16 protein-coding genes and 1 pseudogene are annotated in these 17,264 nt (G+C 71.2%); 5 read left to right on the forward strand and 12 right to left on the reverse strand.

Annotated elements, in window-relative coordinates; genetic code table 11:
- Positions 1-210: 210 nt before the first annotated feature.
- The 3 genes from RLT59_RS06170 to RLT59_RS06180 all read left to right on the forward strand — a co-directional run bounded on the left by RLT59_RS06170 (position 211) and on the right by RLT59_RS06180 (position 4,326).
- Positions 211-1,200, forward strand: coding sequence for a helix-turn-helix domain-containing protein (locus RLT59_RS06170; RefSeq protein ID WP_311302453.1), 990 nt, complete (start codon positions 211-213; stop codon positions 1,198-1,200).
- A gap of 82 nt (positions 1,201-1,282) precedes the next feature.
- A complete protein-coding gene (locus RLT59_RS06175; RefSeq protein ID WP_311302454.1) occupies positions 1,283-1,765 on the forward strand; it encodes a DUF456 domain-containing protein in 483 nt (160 codons plus the stop codon).
- A gap of 179 nt (positions 1,766-1,944) precedes the next feature.
- A complete protein-coding gene (locus RLT59_RS06180) occupies positions 1,945-4,326 on the forward strand; it encodes a glycosyl hydrolase family 95 catalytic domain-containing protein (RefSeq protein WP_311302455.1) in 2,382 nt (793 codons plus the stop codon).
- Positions 4,327-4,329: 3 nt separating this feature from the next.
- Here the strand turns inward: RLT59_RS06180 and RLT59_RS06185 are convergent, their stop codons facing one another.
- Positions 4,330-5,697, reverse strand: a complete 1,368-nt coding sequence (locus tag RLT59_RS06185) for a DNA-3-methyladenine glycosylase 2 family protein (RefSeq protein ID WP_311307629.1) — start codon at positions 5,695-5,697, stop codon at positions 4,330-4,332.
- A gap of 69 nt (positions 5,698-5,766) precedes the next feature.
- Positions 5,767-6,936, reverse strand: coding sequence for a ribosome small subunit-dependent GTPase A (gene rsgA / locus RLT59_RS06190; RefSeq protein ID WP_311302456.1), 1,170 nt, complete (start codon positions 6,934-6,936; stop codon positions 5,767-5,769).
- Between the two features lie 387 nt (positions 6,937-7,323).
- Between rsgA and RLT59_RS06195 the strand changes: the two genes are divergently transcribed.
- Positions 7,324-7,824, forward strand: coding sequence for a DUF5949 family protein (locus RLT59_RS06195; RefSeq protein ID WP_311302457.1), 501 nt, complete (start codon positions 7,324-7,326; stop codon positions 7,822-7,824).
- 128 nt (positions 7,825-7,952) lie between these two features.
- Here RLT59_RS06195 and RLT59_RS06200 read toward each other — a convergent pair whose 3' ends face one another.
- From RLT59_RS06200 to RLT59_RS06225, 6 genes are all read right to left on the reverse strand, one after another.
- A complete protein-coding gene (locus tag RLT59_RS06200) occupies positions 7,953-8,360 on the reverse strand; it encodes a rodlin (protein ID WP_311302458.1) in 408 nt (135 codons plus the stop codon).
- A 119-nt stretch (positions 8,361-8,479) separates the two neighbouring features.
- On the reverse strand, positions 8,480-8,671 hold the full coding sequence (locus RLT59_RS06205) for a hypothetical protein (protein WP_311302459.1): 192 nt from the start codon (positions 8,669-8,671) through the stop codon (positions 8,480-8,482).
- 163 nt (positions 8,672-8,834) lie between these two features.
- Positions 8,835-9,245 carry a rodlin gene (locus RLT59_RS06210; RefSeq protein ID WP_123527393.1) on the reverse strand — a complete coding sequence of 137 codons (411 nt, stop codon included), beginning with the start codon at positions 9,243-9,245 and terminating at the stop codon, positions 8,835-8,837.
- 182 nt (positions 9,246-9,427) lie between these two features.
- Positions 9,428-9,718, reverse strand: coding sequence for a hypothetical protein (locus RLT59_RS06215; protein WP_311302461.1), 291 nt, complete (start codon positions 9,716-9,718; stop codon positions 9,428-9,430).
- Positions 9,719-10,166: 448 nt separating this feature from the next.
- On the reverse strand, positions 10,167-10,400 hold the full coding sequence (locus tag RLT59_RS06220; RefSeq protein WP_311302462.1) for a chaplin: 234 nt from the start codon (positions 10,398-10,400) through the stop codon (positions 10,167-10,169).
- A 294-nt stretch (positions 10,401-10,694) separates the two neighbouring features.
- The gene (locus RLT59_RS06225; protein ID WP_311302463.1) at positions 10,695-11,096 is read right to left on the reverse strand and encodes a rodlin; all 402 of its coding nucleotides are present in this window, start codon (positions 11,094-11,096) and stop codon (positions 10,695-10,697) included.
- Positions 11,097-11,566: 470 nt separating this feature from the next.
- On the opposite strand from RLT59_RS06225, the gene RLT59_RS06230 reads away from it, so the two are divergent.
- On the forward strand, positions 11,567-12,391 hold the full coding sequence (locus RLT59_RS06230; RefSeq protein WP_311307630.1) for a chaplin: 825 nt from the start codon (positions 11,567-11,569) through the stop codon (positions 12,389-12,391).
- 101 nt (positions 12,392-12,492) lie between these two features.
- Here RLT59_RS06230 and RLT59_RS06235 read toward each other — a convergent pair.
- The 4 genes and pseudogenes from RLT59_RS06235 to RLT59_RS06250 all read right to left on the reverse strand — a co-directional run bounded on the left by RLT59_RS06235 (position 12,493) and on the right by RLT59_RS06250 (position 17,189).
- Positions 12,493-13,259 (reverse strand): annotated as a pseudogene (locus RLT59_RS06235) (dihydrodipicolinate synthase family protein).
- Between the two features lie 27 nt (positions 13,260-13,286).
- Entirely contained in the window at positions 13,287-14,294 is a 1,008-nt protein-coding gene (locus RLT59_RS06240; RefSeq protein WP_311302464.1) for an ABC transporter ATP-binding protein, read from the reverse strand.
- Positions 14,291-16,261, reverse strand: a complete 1,971-nt coding sequence (locus RLT59_RS06245) for a dipeptide/oligopeptide/nickel ABC transporter permease/ATP-binding protein (RefSeq protein WP_311302465.1) — start codon at positions 16,259-16,261, stop codon at positions 14,291-14,293. Before RLT59_RS06245 ends, RLT59_RS06240 begins: the two co-directional genes overlap by 4 nt.
- Before the next feature lies 1 nt (position 16,262).
- Positions 16,263-17,189, reverse strand: a complete 927-nt coding sequence (locus tag RLT59_RS06250) for an ABC transporter permease (RefSeq protein ID WP_311307631.1) — start codon at positions 17,187-17,189, stop codon at positions 16,263-16,265.
- Positions 17,190-17,264: the final 75 nt, after the last annotated feature.

Consider the following 17,264-nt stretch of genomic DNA (forward strand, 5'->3'; position numbering starts at 1 on the left):
GCTCTCTCCAAGTGATACCGGAACAGACGGCGCAAAGCGCCTCATTCCGGAGGTTGTTGGTGCTGCAGTGGCGCCACATTGGCAGAGGGGCGGGCGGTACAGGGATGATGTGCCGAGGCGGGTTTACGCCGTGGCCGCTTTCCGCCACGGCCGGTCGCCCGGGGAGCACGGCATGACACGGAAGTACTGCGTCCGGGGAGGGGTCCGGGGATGCTGGGAGCCATAGGGCTCGACGAGATACAGGAGTCGGCCTACCGCGCGCTGGTGGCGCTGGGGGCGGCGGAGGTCCCCGATCTCGCGCACCGGCTGGCCCTTCCGGAACCGGAGACCGAACGGGCGCTGCGCCGGCTGGAGCAGCACGGTCTGGCCGCCCAGTCCTCGGCGCGTACGGGGCGGTGGGTGGCGGCGCCGCCGGGGGTCGCGCTGGGCGCGCTGCTGACGCAGCAGCGCCATGAGCTGGAGCAGGCGGAGCTGGCGGCGGCGCTGCTGGCGGAGGAGTACCGGGCGGACGCCGCGGAGCCCGCCGTCCACGACCTGGTGGAGGTGGTCACGGGTGCGAGCGCGGTGGCACACCGGTTCCATCAGCTCCAGCTGGGTGCGACGAGCGAGGTGTGCGCCCTGGTCACCGGGAAGCCTATCGCGGTCAGCGGTCTCGACAACGAGTCGGAGGAACGGGCCGCCACCCGGGGGGTGACGTTCCGGGTGGTCGTCGAGCGCGAGGTGCTCACACTGCCCTCGGGCATCCTGGAGCTGTCGGCGGCGCTGAGCCGTGACGAGCACTGCCGGGTGGTGGACCGGGTGCCGACGAAGCTGGTCGTCGCCGACGGCGCCCTGGCGATGGTGCCGCTGACCGGTCGCGGCGCGGAGCCGGCGGCCCTGGTCGTGCACGGCTCCGGGCTGCTGGAGTCGTTGATGGGGCTGTTCGAGGCGGTGTGGCGGGAGGCGATGCCGCTGCGGCTCGGGGAGAGCGGGATCGTGCGGGAGGAGACGAACGGCCCTGATCCGACGGATCTGGAGGTGCTGTCGCTGCTGCTGGCCGGGCTGACCGACGCCAGTGTCGCGAAGCAGCTGGAGCTGGGGCTGCGGACCGTGCAGCGCCGGGTCAAGGGCCTGATGGAGCTCACCGGGGTGTCGACCCGGCTGCAGCTGGGCTGGCACGCCTACGAGCGGGGCTGGGTGTCCCGCGAGCCGCGCGCCTGAAGCCACCGCCCGCCGGGCCGCACCGACGGGCCTGCGGGACCGACGACGGGCGGGAGCGGCCGGAGTCCGGCAGGCTGGTCAGATGAGTGTGTGGCAGCTCGTCGCCGTCGGCCTGGTCATACTGCTCGGCCTGATCGGCGTACTGCTGCCCGGTGTGCCCGGCCAGGCGATCGTGTGGGCCGCGGTGCTGTGGTGGGCGCTGGCGGACAACACCCCGGCGGCCTGGGGCGTGCTGATCGGCGCCACGGCCCTTCTTTTGCTGAACCAGGCACTGAAGCCGCTTTTGCCGCCGCGCCGCCCGCGCGAGTCGGGGGCGCCGCGCGGGACGCTGCTGCTCGGCGGGATCGGCGCCATCGGCGGCTTCTTCGTCGTCCCGGTGGTGGGCGCGATCCTCGGGTACGTGGGCGTGATCTACAGGGCGGAGCGGGTGCGGCTGGGCAGCCGGGGGGCGGGCTGGGCCTCGGTCCGTTCGGTGATGCGGGCCACCGGCTACTCCGTACTGGCCGAACTGTTCGCCTGCCTGCTGGTGACCGGGGCCTGGCTCGGCGTACTGCTCTGGCACTGACGTGACCCGGTCGGCGTCACGCCTTCGGCATCACGTCTTCGGTGCCCAATCACATGGATAGAAACACATCGGATCTCTCGCACCCTATTGACGCTCCGATGGCTCAAGTCTACCTTCCGTGAAGATATAGCTCGGATGAATTGTTGCGCCCGCCTGCGTACGAATCGCCAGGAGATGCCTTGCCCACAGCACCGGATCCCGCCGCCTCCACCCGCACCGATTCCCCGTCGCCCACGCCCTCCCGCAGAACCGTTCTCGCCACCGGGACCGCGCTCGGCGGCGCCCTCGTGGTGGGCGGCGCGGCCGTCCCGGCCCAGGCCGCCGCCCCAGCCGCGGACGCCGCCGCCCCGGTCGCGGTGCACTCCCCCGCCGACAGCTGGCACACCGTCCTGGACGACGCGGATCTGCACTGGCAGAAGCTGCCGAAGACCTGGTACGAGGGCCCCTACCTGGGCAACGGCCGGCTCGGCTCCGGCATCTACGCGGAGCCCGGCGCCGAGAGCACGGCGATCCGGTTCAACGTCCAGCACTCCGAGGTCCAGGACCACCGCCCCGAGTACGGCTCACTGTTCGGCCTCGCCCGGCTCCCGATCGGCCACTTCACCCTGGAACCGGCCGGCACCATCACGGGCGTCGACTGGCGGATGCGGCTGCGCACGGCCGAACTCCAGGGCACCGTCACCACCACCGCCGGCACCCTCACGCTCCGCGCCTTCGTCCAGTCCACCGGCGACGTACTGGCCGTCGAGGTGACCCCGAGCGCGGGCGAGAAGGAATTCCGCTGGGTCTTCCACCCGGCCGAGGCGATCAGCCCCCGGGCCGCGTTCAAGCCGCTGCCCGACGGCTACACGGGCAACCCCCCGGCCGTCGTCGAGAAGCACGGCGCCACCTCCGCGGCCGTGCAGTCGCTGCTGGGCGGCGGACAGCACGTCACCGCCTGGCGCGAGCGGACCCGGGGCGCGGCCCGCACCCTGTACGCGACCGTCGCGCACTCCTACCCGAAACCCACCGCCCGCGACCGCGCGCTGCGCACCGTCACGGTCGCCTCCGCCCTCCCGTACACCCTGCTGTCCGTGCCGCACCGCGTCTGGTGGGACCGCTTCTACCGGCAGAGCTTCCTGTCGCTGCCCGACGCCCGGCTCCAGCGGTTCTACTGGATCCAGCTCTACAAAACGGCCTCGGCCGCGCGCAAGGACGCGCCCGTGATGGCCACCTCCGGCCCCTGGCTGGAGCCCACCCCTTGGCCCAACACCTGGTGGAACCTCAACGTCCAGCTGGAGTACTGGCTGATCCACGGCTCCAACCACCTGGAGCTCGACGCCGTCACACGGGCCCTGAGCGAGTTCCGCGACCAGCTCTCCCGCGAGGTCGCCGCCCCCTACCGGGCGGACTCGGCGGGCATCCCCCGCACCACCGACCCGCAGCTGGTCAACGGCGCGGCCGTGGCCGACGGCGGGTACGGCGTCGGCATCCCCGGCCAGGACCCGCCCACCCCCGAGGTCGGCAACCTGACCTGGGCCCTGCACAACGTCTGGCTCTCCTACCGGCACACCATGGACCGCTCGGTCCTGCGCGACACCCTGTTCCCGCTGCTGCGCAAGGCGGTCAACTACTACCTGCACTTCCTCACCCCCGGCGCGGACGGCAAGCTGCACCTGCCGGCCACCTTCTCCCCGGAGTACGGCGTCAACGCCCCCGACTGCAACTACGACCTGATGCTGCTGCGCTGGGGCTGCCGCACCCTGCTCGAATCGGCCCGGGAACTGGGCGTCCGCGACCCGCTCACCGCCCGCTGGAAGGAGGTCCTGGCCCGGCTCGCCCCGTACCCGGTGGACGAGAACGGCTTCATGATCGGCGCCGGGGTGCCGTTCGCGATGTCCCACCGCCACTACTCGCACATGCTCGCCGTCTACCCGCTGTACGAGATCAACGGCTCCACCGACGCGGAGCGCGCCCTGATCGAGAAGTCCCTCGCCCACTGGGTCGGCTTCGAGGGCGCCCTGCAGGGCTACACCTTCACCGGCGCCGCCTCCATGTCGGCGCTGCTGGGCAAGGGCGAGGACGCCCTGAAGTACCTGGGCGAGCTGATGAGCCGGTTCATCCAGGCCAACACCATGTACAAGGAGTCAGGACCGGTCATCGAGACCCCGCTGTCGGCCGCCCAGTCGCTGCACGACATGGTCTGCCAGTCCTGGGGCGACACGATCAGGGTCTTCCCCGCGCTGCCCGACGCCTGGCGCGAGCTGACCGTGCACGACTTCCGTACCCAGGGCGCCTTCCTGCTCAGCGCGGTGCGGGAAGGGGGCCGGACCCGCTGGGTGCGCCTCACCAGCGAGGCGGGCGCGCCCTGCGTCGTACGGCACGGCATCGAAGGACCGATCGAGGTCCGCGACGGACGCGGGCACCGGCTGGACCACGAGCAGCTGGCCGGCGGATCGGTCCGCATCCCGCTCCGCAAGGGCGACTCGGCCCTGATCACCGCGGCGGGCGACCGCCCGGACCTCACCGTCCGCCCGGTCACCGCGAACGAACCGGCACCCAGCTGGGGCCTGCCCGCCTGAGGCTCACACGGACACCCGGCCCGCCGACCGCGCGTGGCGTACGCCGTAGGAGCGCCACGGCCGCCACCGCTCCGAGCCGGGTGTCCCGTACGGGTCGACGTCCGGGTCGCCCAGCGCGCGCATCCGGATCAGGGCCGCGGTCGCCGGTCCGACGCCCGGCAGCCGCGACAGGGCCCGCTCGGCCTCGTCCCGGTCCGCGCCCGCGTCGAGCCGTACGCCGCCGTCGGCCAGTGCCCCGGCCAGCGCCCGCAGCTCGGGACCGGGTGCCGCACCGGCCAGCACGTCCGGCTCGGGGAACACATGGGTGAGCCCACCGCAGGGCACGTCCAGCCGCTTCCCGTACATCTCGACGAGCTCCGCCGCGGCCGACGGACCGACCAGGGCCCGTACGGCGAACTCCTCCGGGTCCGCGGCGCCCGGCGAGCGCAGCCCGGGGCGGGCGGCGACCCGAGGGGCGAGCAGCGGATCGGCGGCGAGCAGTTCGTCGACGGCGTACGGATCGGCGTCCAGGTCGAAGAGCCGGCGCAGCCGCTGCACCGCCGTGGTCAGATCGCGCAGATCGGTGAGGTGGATGCGGGCCTCCAGCCAGCTCCCGGCGGACCGCTCGTCCACGGCGGCGATGCCGGTGCCGTAGGGCAGGCGCAGGGTGCGACGGTAGGTGCGGCCGCCGGGCTCACCGCTGACCTCCTCGATCCGGGCGACCGTCCCGGCGGCGAGCAGATCGAAGACCTCGCGGGCGGCGTACGGTCCCCGGTGCGCGAGCCGGAGCGGGATTCCGGTGGTGCGCGCCTCCTTGACCGAGGCGCCCAGGCCGGTGCCCGCCTCGGCGCGCAGTTCGCTGGGGGTGCGGGCGTAGATCTGCCGGATCGTGTCATTGAACTGGCGCACGCTCGCGAAACCGGCGGCGAAGACGACTTCGGTGACGGGCAGCCCCGTCGTCTGGAGCAGCACCCGGGCGGTGTGCGCGCGCTGGGCGCGCGCCAGGGCCACGGGACCGGCGCCCAGCTCCGCGTTGAGCTGCCGCTGCACCTGCCGGGAGCTGTAGCCGAGCCGGCCGGCCAGACCGGGGACGCCCTCCCGGTCCACCACGCCGTCACCGATCATCCGCATGGCGCGGCCGACCACATCGGCCCGGACGTTCCAGTCGGCGGAGCCGGGAACGGCGTCCGGGCGGCAGCGCCTGCACGCCCGGAAGCCGTTGCCCTGGGCGGCGGCCGCGGTCGGGTAGAAGCGGACGTTCTTCCGCTTGGGGGTGACGGCGGGGCAGCTCGGCCGGCAGTAGATGCCGGTCGTCTCGACGGCGAAGAAGAACTCCCCGTCGAAACGCGCGTCGCGGCTGCTCACCGCCTCGTACCTGGTCTCTTCGTCCATCACACCGTCCAGTGTGCGGCACCCCACAGCACCGCACTCGCGGTTTTCGGACGTCGACCAGGGCCCCGGCTACTGGACCCGGCCGCGCTTCGCCTCCATGGCGGCCCGGCCCTCGGCGCCCTTGCGCTTCCAGTCGCGCCGGATCTCGTTGCGCATCCGGGCGTCGGTCTTGGCGACGATGCGCTGGTTCTCGCGCAGCAGCTTGCGGTAGCTGTCCATGCGCCGCTCGGGCAGCGAACCGTCCGCGAGCGCCGCCTGCACCGCGCAGCCCGGCTCCGCCTCGTGGGCGCAGTCATGGAACCGGCACCGCTCGGCCAGCGCCTCGATCTCGGAGAAGACCTGGCCGACGCCGGTCTCCGCGTCCCACAGGCCGACCCCGCGCAGCCCGGGGGTGTCGATGAGCACACCGCCGGAGGGCAGTACCAGGAGGTTGCGGGTCGTGGTGGTGTGCCGGCCCTTGCCGTCGATGTCGCGGGTGGCCCGCACCTCCATCTCGTCGTATCCGAGCAGGGTGTTGGCGAGGGTGGACTTGCCCGCGCCGGAGGCCCCGAGCAGCACGCTCGTACCGCCGGAGACGATCGCGGCGAACACGTCGACGCCCTCGCCGGTGGCGGAGCTGACGGGCAGCACCTGGACCCCCGGGGCGAGGCGCTCGATGTCCTGGACGAGGTACGAGAGCGTGGCGGCGTCCGGGACCAGGTCGGCTTTGGTGAGCACGACGATCGTCTCGGCCGCCCCGTCACCGGCGGACGCCCCGTCACGCAGCAGCGCCTCGCCGCCGGTGCTGGACATGGCGAGGGCCAGGAACCGTTCGACCCGCCCCAGGTCGAGTTCCACCGCGAGTGAGACGCAGATGGCGATGTGGTCGACGTTGGTGGCGAGCACCTGTCCCTCGGAGCGCTTGGACGAGGTGGAGCGGACGAACGCGGTGCGCCGGGGCAGCAGCGTACGGACGAACTGCGGGTCGCCCTCGGGGTCGACGGCGGCCCAGTCGCCCGTGCAGACGATCCGCATCGGGTCGCGGGGCACGACGAACGCGGTGTCGGCGCGGACGGTGCCCGCGGTGGTGACGATGTCGCACTGCCCTCGGTCCACCCGGACCACGCGGCCGGGCAGCAGCCCCTGTGCGGCGTACGGGGCGAACTCGGCCGCCCAGTCGTCGTCCCAGCCGTAGGCGGCCAGCGGGTGCGACGGAGAGGAGGAAGAAGAGAAGGAAGAGCAGGAGATCGGGAGAGACAAGGGAAACCCTTCACAGGGTGGCCTCGGCACTGCGCACGGCGGCGCAGAAGTCGAAGAAGGTCAGCCGGCGGCCACGGGGGTGGGACAGATGCACTTCGTCTCGTGGGCAGCGCCCACCGCAATGACAGTCATCAATGTCCTCACCTCCTGGTTCACACCCGGTTTGGGACCGGCGCTCTTGTCCCGCCGTCCGTAACGTCGCAAACGGTAGCGCGGTGCGGCCGGGTGGCGTCAACCGGATTAACGCGACGCCCTGTCCCGGCACTCGGCACCGGGCGCTCCGGAGCAGTCCGCTCCGGAGCCCGGGAGCGGAGATATCCTGAACTATCCCTCGATCGAGTGATCCGCGTGGGGATCGACCTGTCACAGCCGGTTAGGGTGCCGGACATGACCTCCCCCCAGACAGCCAGCGGCACCTTCACCCAGGCCCAGTTGGGCACCCTCACCCTGATCGGCTGGAGCGGCGAACATCCCCACAACGGCCGGGAAGTCGCCTTCCTGCTCGGGTACTCGCTCGGCGACGGATCCGACGGCCCGGCGGCCGGCGAGGGCGCCATGCGCATCGCGCTGGAACGCAGCGGGCTGCACATCGGCGGCGCCCCGGTGCGCGCCGACGAGACTCCCGGCCTCCCGGTGAAACTGCTCATCCAGGCCGGTCAGGCCGTTCTGACACTGCCTCACTTCACCGCCCAGTACCCGGCCGGGCCGGAGTGGCTGGCCGCCGCCCACGAACAGGGCGAGGTACAGGCGATGTTCGCCACCCGCCCCTGGCCGCAGGGTGCGCCGGGCCACCCGGTGACCGAGGACTCACTGCGGTCCTTCGCCGGCGACCCGGAGGTCATCGCGACCTCCGCGCACTGCGTGCTGCCGGTACGCAGCCTGGGCTGACCAACCCTGGCACGTGCGAGGCCCACCGCCCCCGTGGAGCGGTGGGCCTCGCGCGTTCCCGGGTGCCCGCCGACGCGCTACGGGCGGCCCGGAACTTCCCGGACCGCCCGCGGCACGTGTGTCCGGCGTCAGTTGTTGGCGACGCCGTTACCGGAGAGGACCGGGATGCCGTCCACCAGGTGCGACAGGGGCTCGTCGCCCTTGGCCTGGACGGAGTTGTCGGCGCACTGCTGGTTCTGCGGGTTGGACAGGACCTGGACGTCCTGGACCGCGATCGGGACGAGGCCGATCAGCGAACCGACGTTGGCCTTGACCGGCACGCCGAGGCAGAGGTCGTTCAGCGTGCCCTGGATGAGCTGGGCCTGCGGGCTGCCGTCGCCCCGGGTCACGCTGTTGCCGTAGGAGGACTGGGCGCCGTTGCCGTTGACCGACGTCGTGCCCTGGTCGTTGCCGATCGCCATGGCCGCGGGTGCCATCGCGGCGGACAGGCCGACCATGGACACGGCTACGGCCGCGCCGGCCATCATCTTCTTCATCACACTTCACCTTTCGGAACGCCCCGTTCTGGGACGTACTGATCAACCGCTCAGAGCCCCGAGAGTTGCGCAGTACCACCCAAATGGGTTCGATCTCGCGTAAGTTCGACACCCTCTCGTCAACCCGGGAAGGCCTCGCCCGAGGTGCGCGCCGCCGGCACCAGGCCGGCGGTGCGGGGCGCGTCGGGCTCCACTGGCTCCGGATCGCCCCGGGTCGCCTGCCATTCGGCGAGGAGGCGGTCGTAGATCGGCGTGACGCCTTCCGCGGGACGGCGGCGGTCCTGGGGGCTCCTGCTGTCGTACTGGTCCATGAGATGGCCATACCCGGTACGACGAAAAGCGCCCGGTGCGACTACGGCAACCGGCCCAGTGGACCAGCCCTTTCGGGGCAGCCGCAGGACCGCGCCCCGGGATACGACATGGGGCCGACGCGTCCGGGCGGACGGGTCGGCCCCATGGGTACGACGGGTGGGACTAGTCGTTGGCGGCACCGTTGCCGGACAGGATCGGGATGTCGTCCAGGATGTGCGACAGCGCCTCGTCACCCTTGGCCTGGGTGGAGTTCTCGGTGCACTGCTGGTTCTGCGGCGAAGACAGGACGTTGAGGTCCTGGACCGAGATCGGCACGACGCCGAGCAGCGAACCGGCGTTGACCTTGGCGGGCAGCGCGATGCAGGGCTTGTTGAGCGAGCCCTGGATGAGCGCGAACTGCGGGCTCCAGTCGCCGTGGGTGGCGGAGTTGCCGTACGACTGCATGGCACCGTTGCCGTTGACCGAGGTGGTGCCTTGGTCGTTGCCGATCGCCATGGCCGAGGGGGCCACCGCGGCGGAGACGCCGACGATGGAGGCGGCGACGGCCGCCGAGGCCATAATCTTCTTGATCATTGACTAGCCCTTCTGGGTTTTTCTGTTGCCCGCTGACCTGAGCGCTTTGATCAACTCGCGGCCGCGGGAATGGTTGTGGCACTTCACTCGAACGGTGCTTCTGCCATCCGTTCGTTCACGGGAGGCACGGCACCGGAGCGGCGTGGAACGCTTCGGATCGGCAACCGCCGTCCCGGCAGGGGTCAGCCGCCGAGCGGGAGACCGCCGACGAGCGGGGCGGCACCCTTGGCCGCGCCGGTGGCCTGGCCGGCGAGCTTGGTGACGGTGCCGTCCTTCTGCAGCTTGCTGGTGGCACCGTCGACGGTGTCGACGATCGGGTCGACAGCCTGCGGGGCCGCGGCCACCACCTGGTTGATCCCGCCGTCGAGGCTGAAGTTCGGAGCCGTCGTGGTGGTAACGGCGAAGGCGGGAGCAGCCGTTCCGAGAGCGACCACGGATCCGGCAACGAACGCGGCGGTCTTCGCGTACTTCACTTTCAGGTTCCCTTCTGCGGCGGCAGCTGTTTCGGTCGCGTCCCCGCGCCGCACCAGCCTTCTTTAGCTGTGACTTCTGCCGCTTTCCCCATGGCTAACGACCCGATTGCGGCCGGGAAACTGGAGCTTTCGGCTTTTCTCGGAACGACTCACCTGACCACTCGATCGATTGCATGACTAATCACTGAATCGAGTGTGACCGCGGGACAGCGGACACATTTCGGTGGTGGACTGTCGGTGCTCCGTCCCGCGCGCCCGCCCGGATGTCCGCCCCCAGCCGCCGGCGCACCGCGCCCCGGGCCGGTGGAAACGGCTCAGGCCTTTTCACCGTGTCCGGGCAGGGCCGCGAACTCCCGGGACGGAGAGCGCAGGAAAGAGGAAAGCCCCGGATCGCAGGAGATGCGATCCGGGGCAGACCGGTGCCGAGACCGGCTCAGCGGTACAACGATCAGGCGTTGACGCAGGTGTTGCCGAAGGACGGGTTCAGCAGACCGATGATGTCGACGGTGTTGCCGCACAGGTTCAGCGGCACGTGGATCGGGACCTGGATGGTGTTGCCGGACAGAACGCCCGGGGAGCCCACGGCCGCACCCTCGGCGCCGGAGTCGGCGAACGCCGGGGCGGCGGCACCCATCGCGATGAGGGTTCCGGCGGCAACGGCGGCAATCTTGGTGTACTTCACTTTCGACCCTTTCTTTGACGGAGTCCGGAGCGGCAACGAATTTCGTGCCGCACGAGCGCGCGTTCTGACCACTCGTAACTCCGCCGCTGTAATTCGTAACGATTTAAGACGGTAAGCGAAACTCTTCCAGCCGAAGATTTCTCAAAGTCCGCCCGAATGACGCAGTTCCGATCACGCGACGTCACCGCCACGGTCACCGAACCGCTCATGGGCGGACCCCCCCGGAGGGCAGCAGCAGGCCCCGGGCCGCGCGGAGGAGGAGCGCCGGCGGCCCGGGGCCTGTGCACAGCTGGATCAGCGGTTGCCGGCACCGTTGCCGGAGAGGACCGGGATGTCGTCCAGGATGTGCGACAGCGCCTCGTCGCCCTTGGCCTGGGTGGAGTTCTCGGTGCACTGCTGGTTCTGCGGCGACGACAGGACGTTGACGTCCTGGACCGCGATCGGGACGAGGCCGATCAGCGAACCGACGTTGGCCTTGAGCGGCAGGCCGACGCAGGGCTTGTTCAGCGAGCCCTGGACCAGGCCGAACTGGGGGCTGCCGTCGCCGTGGGTCTCGGCGTTGCCGAACGACTGCGAGGCGCCGTTCCCGTTGACCGACGTGGTGCCGCCGTCGTTGCCGATGGCCATCGCCTGCGCGGCGCCGAGACCGAGGATGGAGGCGGCAACGGCACCCGTAGCCAGGACCTTCTTGATCACGATGAACCCTTCTCGTACTGGATACCCCGTACCGGAGCGCACTGACCAACTCGCTTCCGGACGTTTGGTTATGTCCATTCACCCGAATGCCGGGAGTCGACGGACACCCGTACGAAAGAGGCGGGTAAATGCACCGCACATTCGGTAGTCACACGTTTCGATTCAACCCTCAACTTTCTTTCGGCTGGACGGTGCCGAACGGCACGGAACGCGACCCAATGGCTCGAATCCAGGAAACGAACATCCTTTCTTGGCCCGTCCGAGTGGTCACATTATTTTCACGGATCCCACGTTTCCCCGCCAACCGGGCGTCGTTATGGGTGGAGTCAAGCCCGCCCGGCGGGTCGCACACCCAGCTGCACTGGAATGCCCGACGGTTGCTGCACCGGCTGATGAATGAACTGCGGGCATGCGCCCGCGCGAAATGTCCTAAGGAAGGGCAATCAATGCGAAAAGCTCTGAGTAAAAGCGTGCTCGTCATGGCAGCGGCGTCAGGCATCCTGACGGCGTCCGGCGGCTACGCGTTCGCGGACGCCTCGGCCGACGGGGCCGCCATCGGTTCGCCCGGGGTCGGCTCGGGCAACACCGTGCAGGTGCCGGTGCACGTGCCCGTCAACGTCTGCGGCAACACGGTCGACGTGGTCGGTCTGCTGAACCCGGCGTTCGGCAACGAGTGCGAGAACAGCGGCGGCGAATCGGACAGCGGCGACGCCCAGGGCGCGAGCGCCAACGGCGTCGCGGCCAACTCCCCCGGTGTGCTGTCGGGCAACCTGATCCAGGCCCCGGTCGACGTCCCGGTCAACGCCTGCGGCAACACGGTCGACGTGGTCGGTCTGCTGAACCCGGCGTTCGGCAACAAGTGCGAGAACAGCGAGGGCGGGAAAGAGACTCCGAAGCCCCCGACCCACCCCAAGCCGCCGACGCACCACAAGCCGCCGCACCACAACCCGCCCACGCACCCGCCGAAGCCCCCGACGACGGGCCACCACCACCATCACCACAACGGCGACTGCCCTCCCAGCCACCACCACAACCCGCCGAAGCCGCCCACGCACAACCCGCCTCACCACAACCCGCCGAAGCCGCCCACGCACAACCCCCCGACCCACAACCCGCCCACGCACAACCCGCCGACGCACGCCTGGCACCCCCACAAGCCGACGCACCACCACAAGCCGCCGCAGATGGCGCACACCGGTGCGAACAGCAACCTGGGCATCGCCGGTGGCGCCAGCGCCGCGATGGTGCTCGGTGGCGGCCTGCTGATGCGCCGCAGCCGCAAGTCGCAGGGCTGAGCTGAGCCTGCCCCCTGAGCCGTAACGACAGCCCTGGAGGCCCGGTCGGACAGCGCACGCTGTCCGACCGGGCCTCTGACGCGTGCGCGACGGCACGGACCTCAGACGGTCAAGAGCCCCGCCCGGTCCAGGCACCCGGCGATCGTCGCCGTCTCCTCGGCGTCCAGCGGGCGCATCGGCGGGCTCATCACGTTGGTGGCGATGATCCCGCGCAGCATGAGGGCGGTCTTGAAGGCGCCGAGCCCGGCGGCGGTGGCGGAGGCGGTTCCCGGGCGGGCGGCGCGGATGATGTCGAAGAGCCCGACCAGGCGGTCCTGCTCGGCGGTCGCCGCGGCCCAGTCGCCGCGTACGGCCGCTTCGTGAAGGCGTACGTATCCGTGCGGGTCGACGTTGCCGAGTCCGGGCACCGAGCCGTCGGCACCGCCGAGCATCATCGCGTCGACGACCAGCTAGTGGCCGGTGAGCACGGAGAAACCGGGCAGTTCCCGGGCGCCGATGACCAGCCGGCGGAACGAGCCGTCGTCGCCGCTGGAGTCCTTGACCCCGGCCAGTATCCCGTCGGCCGCCAGTGGCAGCAGCAGTTCCGGGTCGAGCTTGCTGTGCACGCAGACCGGTACGTCGTACGCGAGGAGCGGTACGTCCACGGCGGCCGCGATCTGCCTGAAGTGGCGGTCGGTCTCGGTGTCGTGGGTGCGGGTGTAGAAGGGCGCGGTGACGACGACGGCGTCCGCGCCGAGCTCGGCGGCGCGGCTGGCGCGCTCGATGGCCCGGTTGGTGGTGGTCTCGATCGCTCCGACGAGGACCGGTCCAGGGAGGGGCGGTCGAGCTCGCCGTCCGCGGTGAGCGGGGTGACGACGGGCGGGATCACTCCCGAGTAGCGGGGGGGGCCGGGCGGTCATGCGGTGCTCCTTGCGGACGGTACGGGGGTCGGGTCCCCGGCGGGGGACGCGGGGGCCTGGGGGTGGACGCAGTGCCAGCGGTGCCCGTCCTGGCCCTCGGTGCGGGCCGGGAGGACCGTGGCGCACGCGTCGTCCGCCTTCCAGCAGCGGGTGCGGAACGGGCAGCCGGACGGCGGGTTGGTCGCGGAGGGGACCGGGCCGGTGAGCACGATGCGCTCGGTGGTCTCCAGCAGGCTGGGGGTCGCGGAGAGCAGCGCCTCTGTGTACGGGTGCGAGGGGGCGCCCGCGACGTCGGCCGCGCGCCCCTCCTCGACGACGCGGCCGAGGTAGAGGACGGCGATGCGGTCGGCCAGGTAGCGCACGGTCTGGACGTCGTGCGAGATGAACACCATGCCGAGGCCGAGCCGTTCGCGCAGGTCGACCAGGAGGTTGAGGACCTGGGCGCGGACCGAGACGTCGAGCGCGGACGTCGGTTCGTCCGCGACGATCAGTTCCGGTTCGAGCGCGAGCGCGCGGGCGATGGCGACCCGCTGGCGCTGGCCGCCGGAGAGCTGTCCGGGCAGCGCGGCCAGCGTGTGGCCGGGGAGGCCGACCAGGTCGAGGAGTTCCCCGACGCGGGCCCGGCGCTCCTCACGGGTGCCCCGGCGGTGCACGTCGAGCGGGTCGCGCAGGATCTGTTCGACCGTGAGCCTCGGGTTGAGGGCGGTCGAGGGGTCCTGGAAGACGACGCCGACAGCGGAGCCGAAGTCATCGCGCCACTGGGTCCCGGACATCTCCCACAGGTCCTTGCCATGGGAGGTGACCGTGCCCTCCGTGGGCCTCTGCAGACCGGTGAGGACCCGGGCCGTCGTCGACTTGCCGCAGCCGGACTCACCGACCAGGCCGACGATCTCGCCGCGCTTCACCTCCAGGCTCGCGTCGGTGAGGGCGTGCACGGCGTCGCGGCGGAACACGCCTCCGCTGCGTGCCTTGTGGCGTACGTGGACGCCGTCGAGCCTGATCACAGGGCGCTCCCTTCCAGCTGTGCGGCCTTCGCCGGGTGGTGGCAGGCGAAGCCGTGGTCGTACGCTCCGGTGCGCGTGGTGAGTGCGGGGGTGGTGGTCCGGCACAGCTCGGTGGCGGCGCCGCAGCGCGAGGCGAACCGGCAGCCCGTACCGAAGCCCTGGGGTGCGGGGACGACGCCGCGGATCTGGTGGAGCCGTTCGGCGCCCGCCTCCAGCGAGACGACGGAGCCGAGCAGTCCGCGGCTGTAGTGGTGGGTGGGGGCGGTGAGCACGGAGCGGGTGTCCCCGATCTCGGCCAGCCGGCCCGCGTACATCACCGCGACGCGGTGCGACAGGTCACCGACGAGCGCGAGGTCGTGGCTGACGAGCACCATGGCGAAGCCGAGTTCTTCGCGCAGCCGGACCAGGAGTTCGACGACCTGGGCCTGGACCGTGACGTCCAGGGCGGTGGTCGGTTCGTCCGCGATGAGCAGGCGTGGGCTGCGGGAGAGCGCCATGGCGATCAGGACGCGCTGGCGCTGGCCGCCGGAGAGTTCGTGCGGATAGCTGCGCAGGGTGCGCTCCGGCGCGAGGCCGACCAGGTCGAGGAGTTCGGCCGGGGTCTTGGTACCTCCGCGTGAGGTGAGCTGCTTCAGCTGGGTGCCGACGAGTACGGACGGGTTGAGGGAGGAGAGCGCGTCCTGGTACACCATCGCGATCTCGGGGCCCATCAGGGCTCGGCGTTCTTTCGGGGGAAGCTTCAGCAGATCCCGGCCCCGGTAGAGGATCTCGCCGCTGACCTCGGCGTTGCGGGAGAGGAGGCCCATGGCGGCGAGGCTGGTGATGGATTTGCCGCAGCCGGACTCACCGACCAGGCCGAGGGTCTCGCCCTCGTGGACGGTGAAGTCGAGGGCGTCGACGACCGGGGTGGTTCCGTACCGGTCGGAGAAGCGGATGGCGAGGTCCCGTACGGCCAGGAGTCCGGCGGCGTCCTCCGGTACCGGGGCGATCGCCGGGCCGTTGGCGTGGACGCGCGCCGCGAGCTTGGCGAGGGCGGCGTCGATGTCCACGGTGGAGCGGGCCTCCACCGGGTCCGGTGCCGTGGCGGTGTGGGAGGGTTCCGCTGCCGCGCGGGGCTTCTTCGGAGCCGCGGAGGCGTCGGTGAGGCCCTCGGAGAGGATGTTCAGCGCGAGGACGGTGACCAGCAGGGCGAGGCCGGGGAAGAACGTGGCCCACCAGCCGCCCGCGAGGAGGATCTGCCTACCGTAGGCCAGCACGCTGCCCCAGCTGGGGTCGGGGTCCTGCACACCGGCGCCGATGAAGGAGAGGCTCGCCTCGAAGATGATCGCCTCCGCGACCATCACGGTGGCGAAGACCATGACCGGGGCCATGCAGTTGACGGCGACGTGCCGCAGCACGATGTAGCCGCGCCGGGCGCCGATGACCTTCTCGGCCGCGACGTAGTCCTCGCCGTACTGCGAGAGGACGTCGGCGCGGACCACCCGGGCCAGTGACGGGGTGTAGACGAAGGCGATGGTGAAGACGATGACCGGGACGCTGGTGCCGAAGACGGCGACGAGTACGGCGGCCAGGGCGATCGGCGGGAACGACATCACCACGTCGAGGGTGCGCATCACGGACTCGTCGCCCAGCTTGCGCGAGGTGGCGGCGAGCGCGCCGAGCAGGGCGCCGGCGATCAGGGCCAGGGCGGTCGAGCCGAGTCCGATGATCAGCGAGTAGCGCGAGCCGTGCACGACGCGGGCGAAGACGTCGCGGCCGGCCCGGTCGGTGCCGAACCAGCGGCCGCCGCCCGGGGCCTGGACCGGGGTGCCGGTGGTGAGCGGGTCCTGGGTGAGGAGCGGGGCGAACACCGCGCCGAGGATCACGAGGAGCAGCACGCAGAGCGCGACGCGGGAGGTGACCGGGAGGGCGCGGAACGCGATGCCCGGTCGGGAGAGCTTATTGGTCGGCCGGCCCGTGGTGAACATGTCACACCGTCCTGAGGCGCGGGTTGACCAGCAGATAGAGCAGGTCGACGATGACGTTGACCACCAGGAACGCGATGGCGATGGTCAGTACGGTGCCCTGGACCAGGGCGACGTCGCCGCCGGTGACACCTTCGAGGATGAGCTTGCCCATGCCGGGCAGGTCGAAGATCGCTTCGATGACGACGGCGCCGCTGAGCAGGTAGCCGACCTTGACGCCGAGCACGGTGAGCGGGGTGACGAGCGCGTTGCGCAGCACCGAGCGGATCACCAGGAACACCGGCAGGCCGTTGCCGCGTGCGGTGCGGACGTAGTCGCGGTCGAGCTCGGCGACCATCGAGGTGCGGACGAGCCGGGCGAGCGAGGCCGCGACGGGTACGGCGAGCGAGAAGGCGGGCAGGGCCATGGTGCGGAGCCAGCCGCTGAGGGAGTCGGCGGGGTTGGTGTAGCCGCCGGTCGGGAAGACCGGGGTGTTCAGCGCGAACTGCTGGATGAGCAGGACGCCGAGCCAGAAGGACGGGACGGCGACCCCGGCCATGGAGAGCACCCGGAACAGCTGGTCGGGCCAGCGATCGCGGTACATCGCGCCGATGACGCCGGAGACGACCGCGAGGACGATCGCGAGGATCAGGCCGAGGGTCGTCAGCTGGAGGGTGAGCGGGAAGGCGGCGGTGATCCGGTCGACGACGGGCTGGCTCGGCGGGACGGTCGTCCCGAGGTCGAAGTGGAGCAGTTGGCCGAGGAAGTGGAAGTAGCGGACGGGCAGCGGGTCGTTGAGGCCGTTGGCGTCCGCGAAGGCCGCACGGGCTTCGGGGGTGGCGCTCTCCCCGAGCGCGTTGAAGGCCGGGTCGGCCGGCGAGAACTGCAGCACCACGAAGACGAGCAGCGCGATGCCGAGGATCATCACCGGCATCATCGCGACGCGGCGCAGCGCGAGCCGGAGAAAAGCAACCCTCGTCGGGTTCCTTGCCGTTGGGCGGGCCGGTCCGGGACAGCGGGGGTCGGT

The organism is Streptomyces sp. ITFR-6 (assembly GCF_031844725.1).
In the GTDB taxonomy this organism is placed as follows: domain Bacteria; phylum Actinomycetota; class Actinomycetes; order Streptomycetales; family Streptomycetaceae; genus Streptomyces.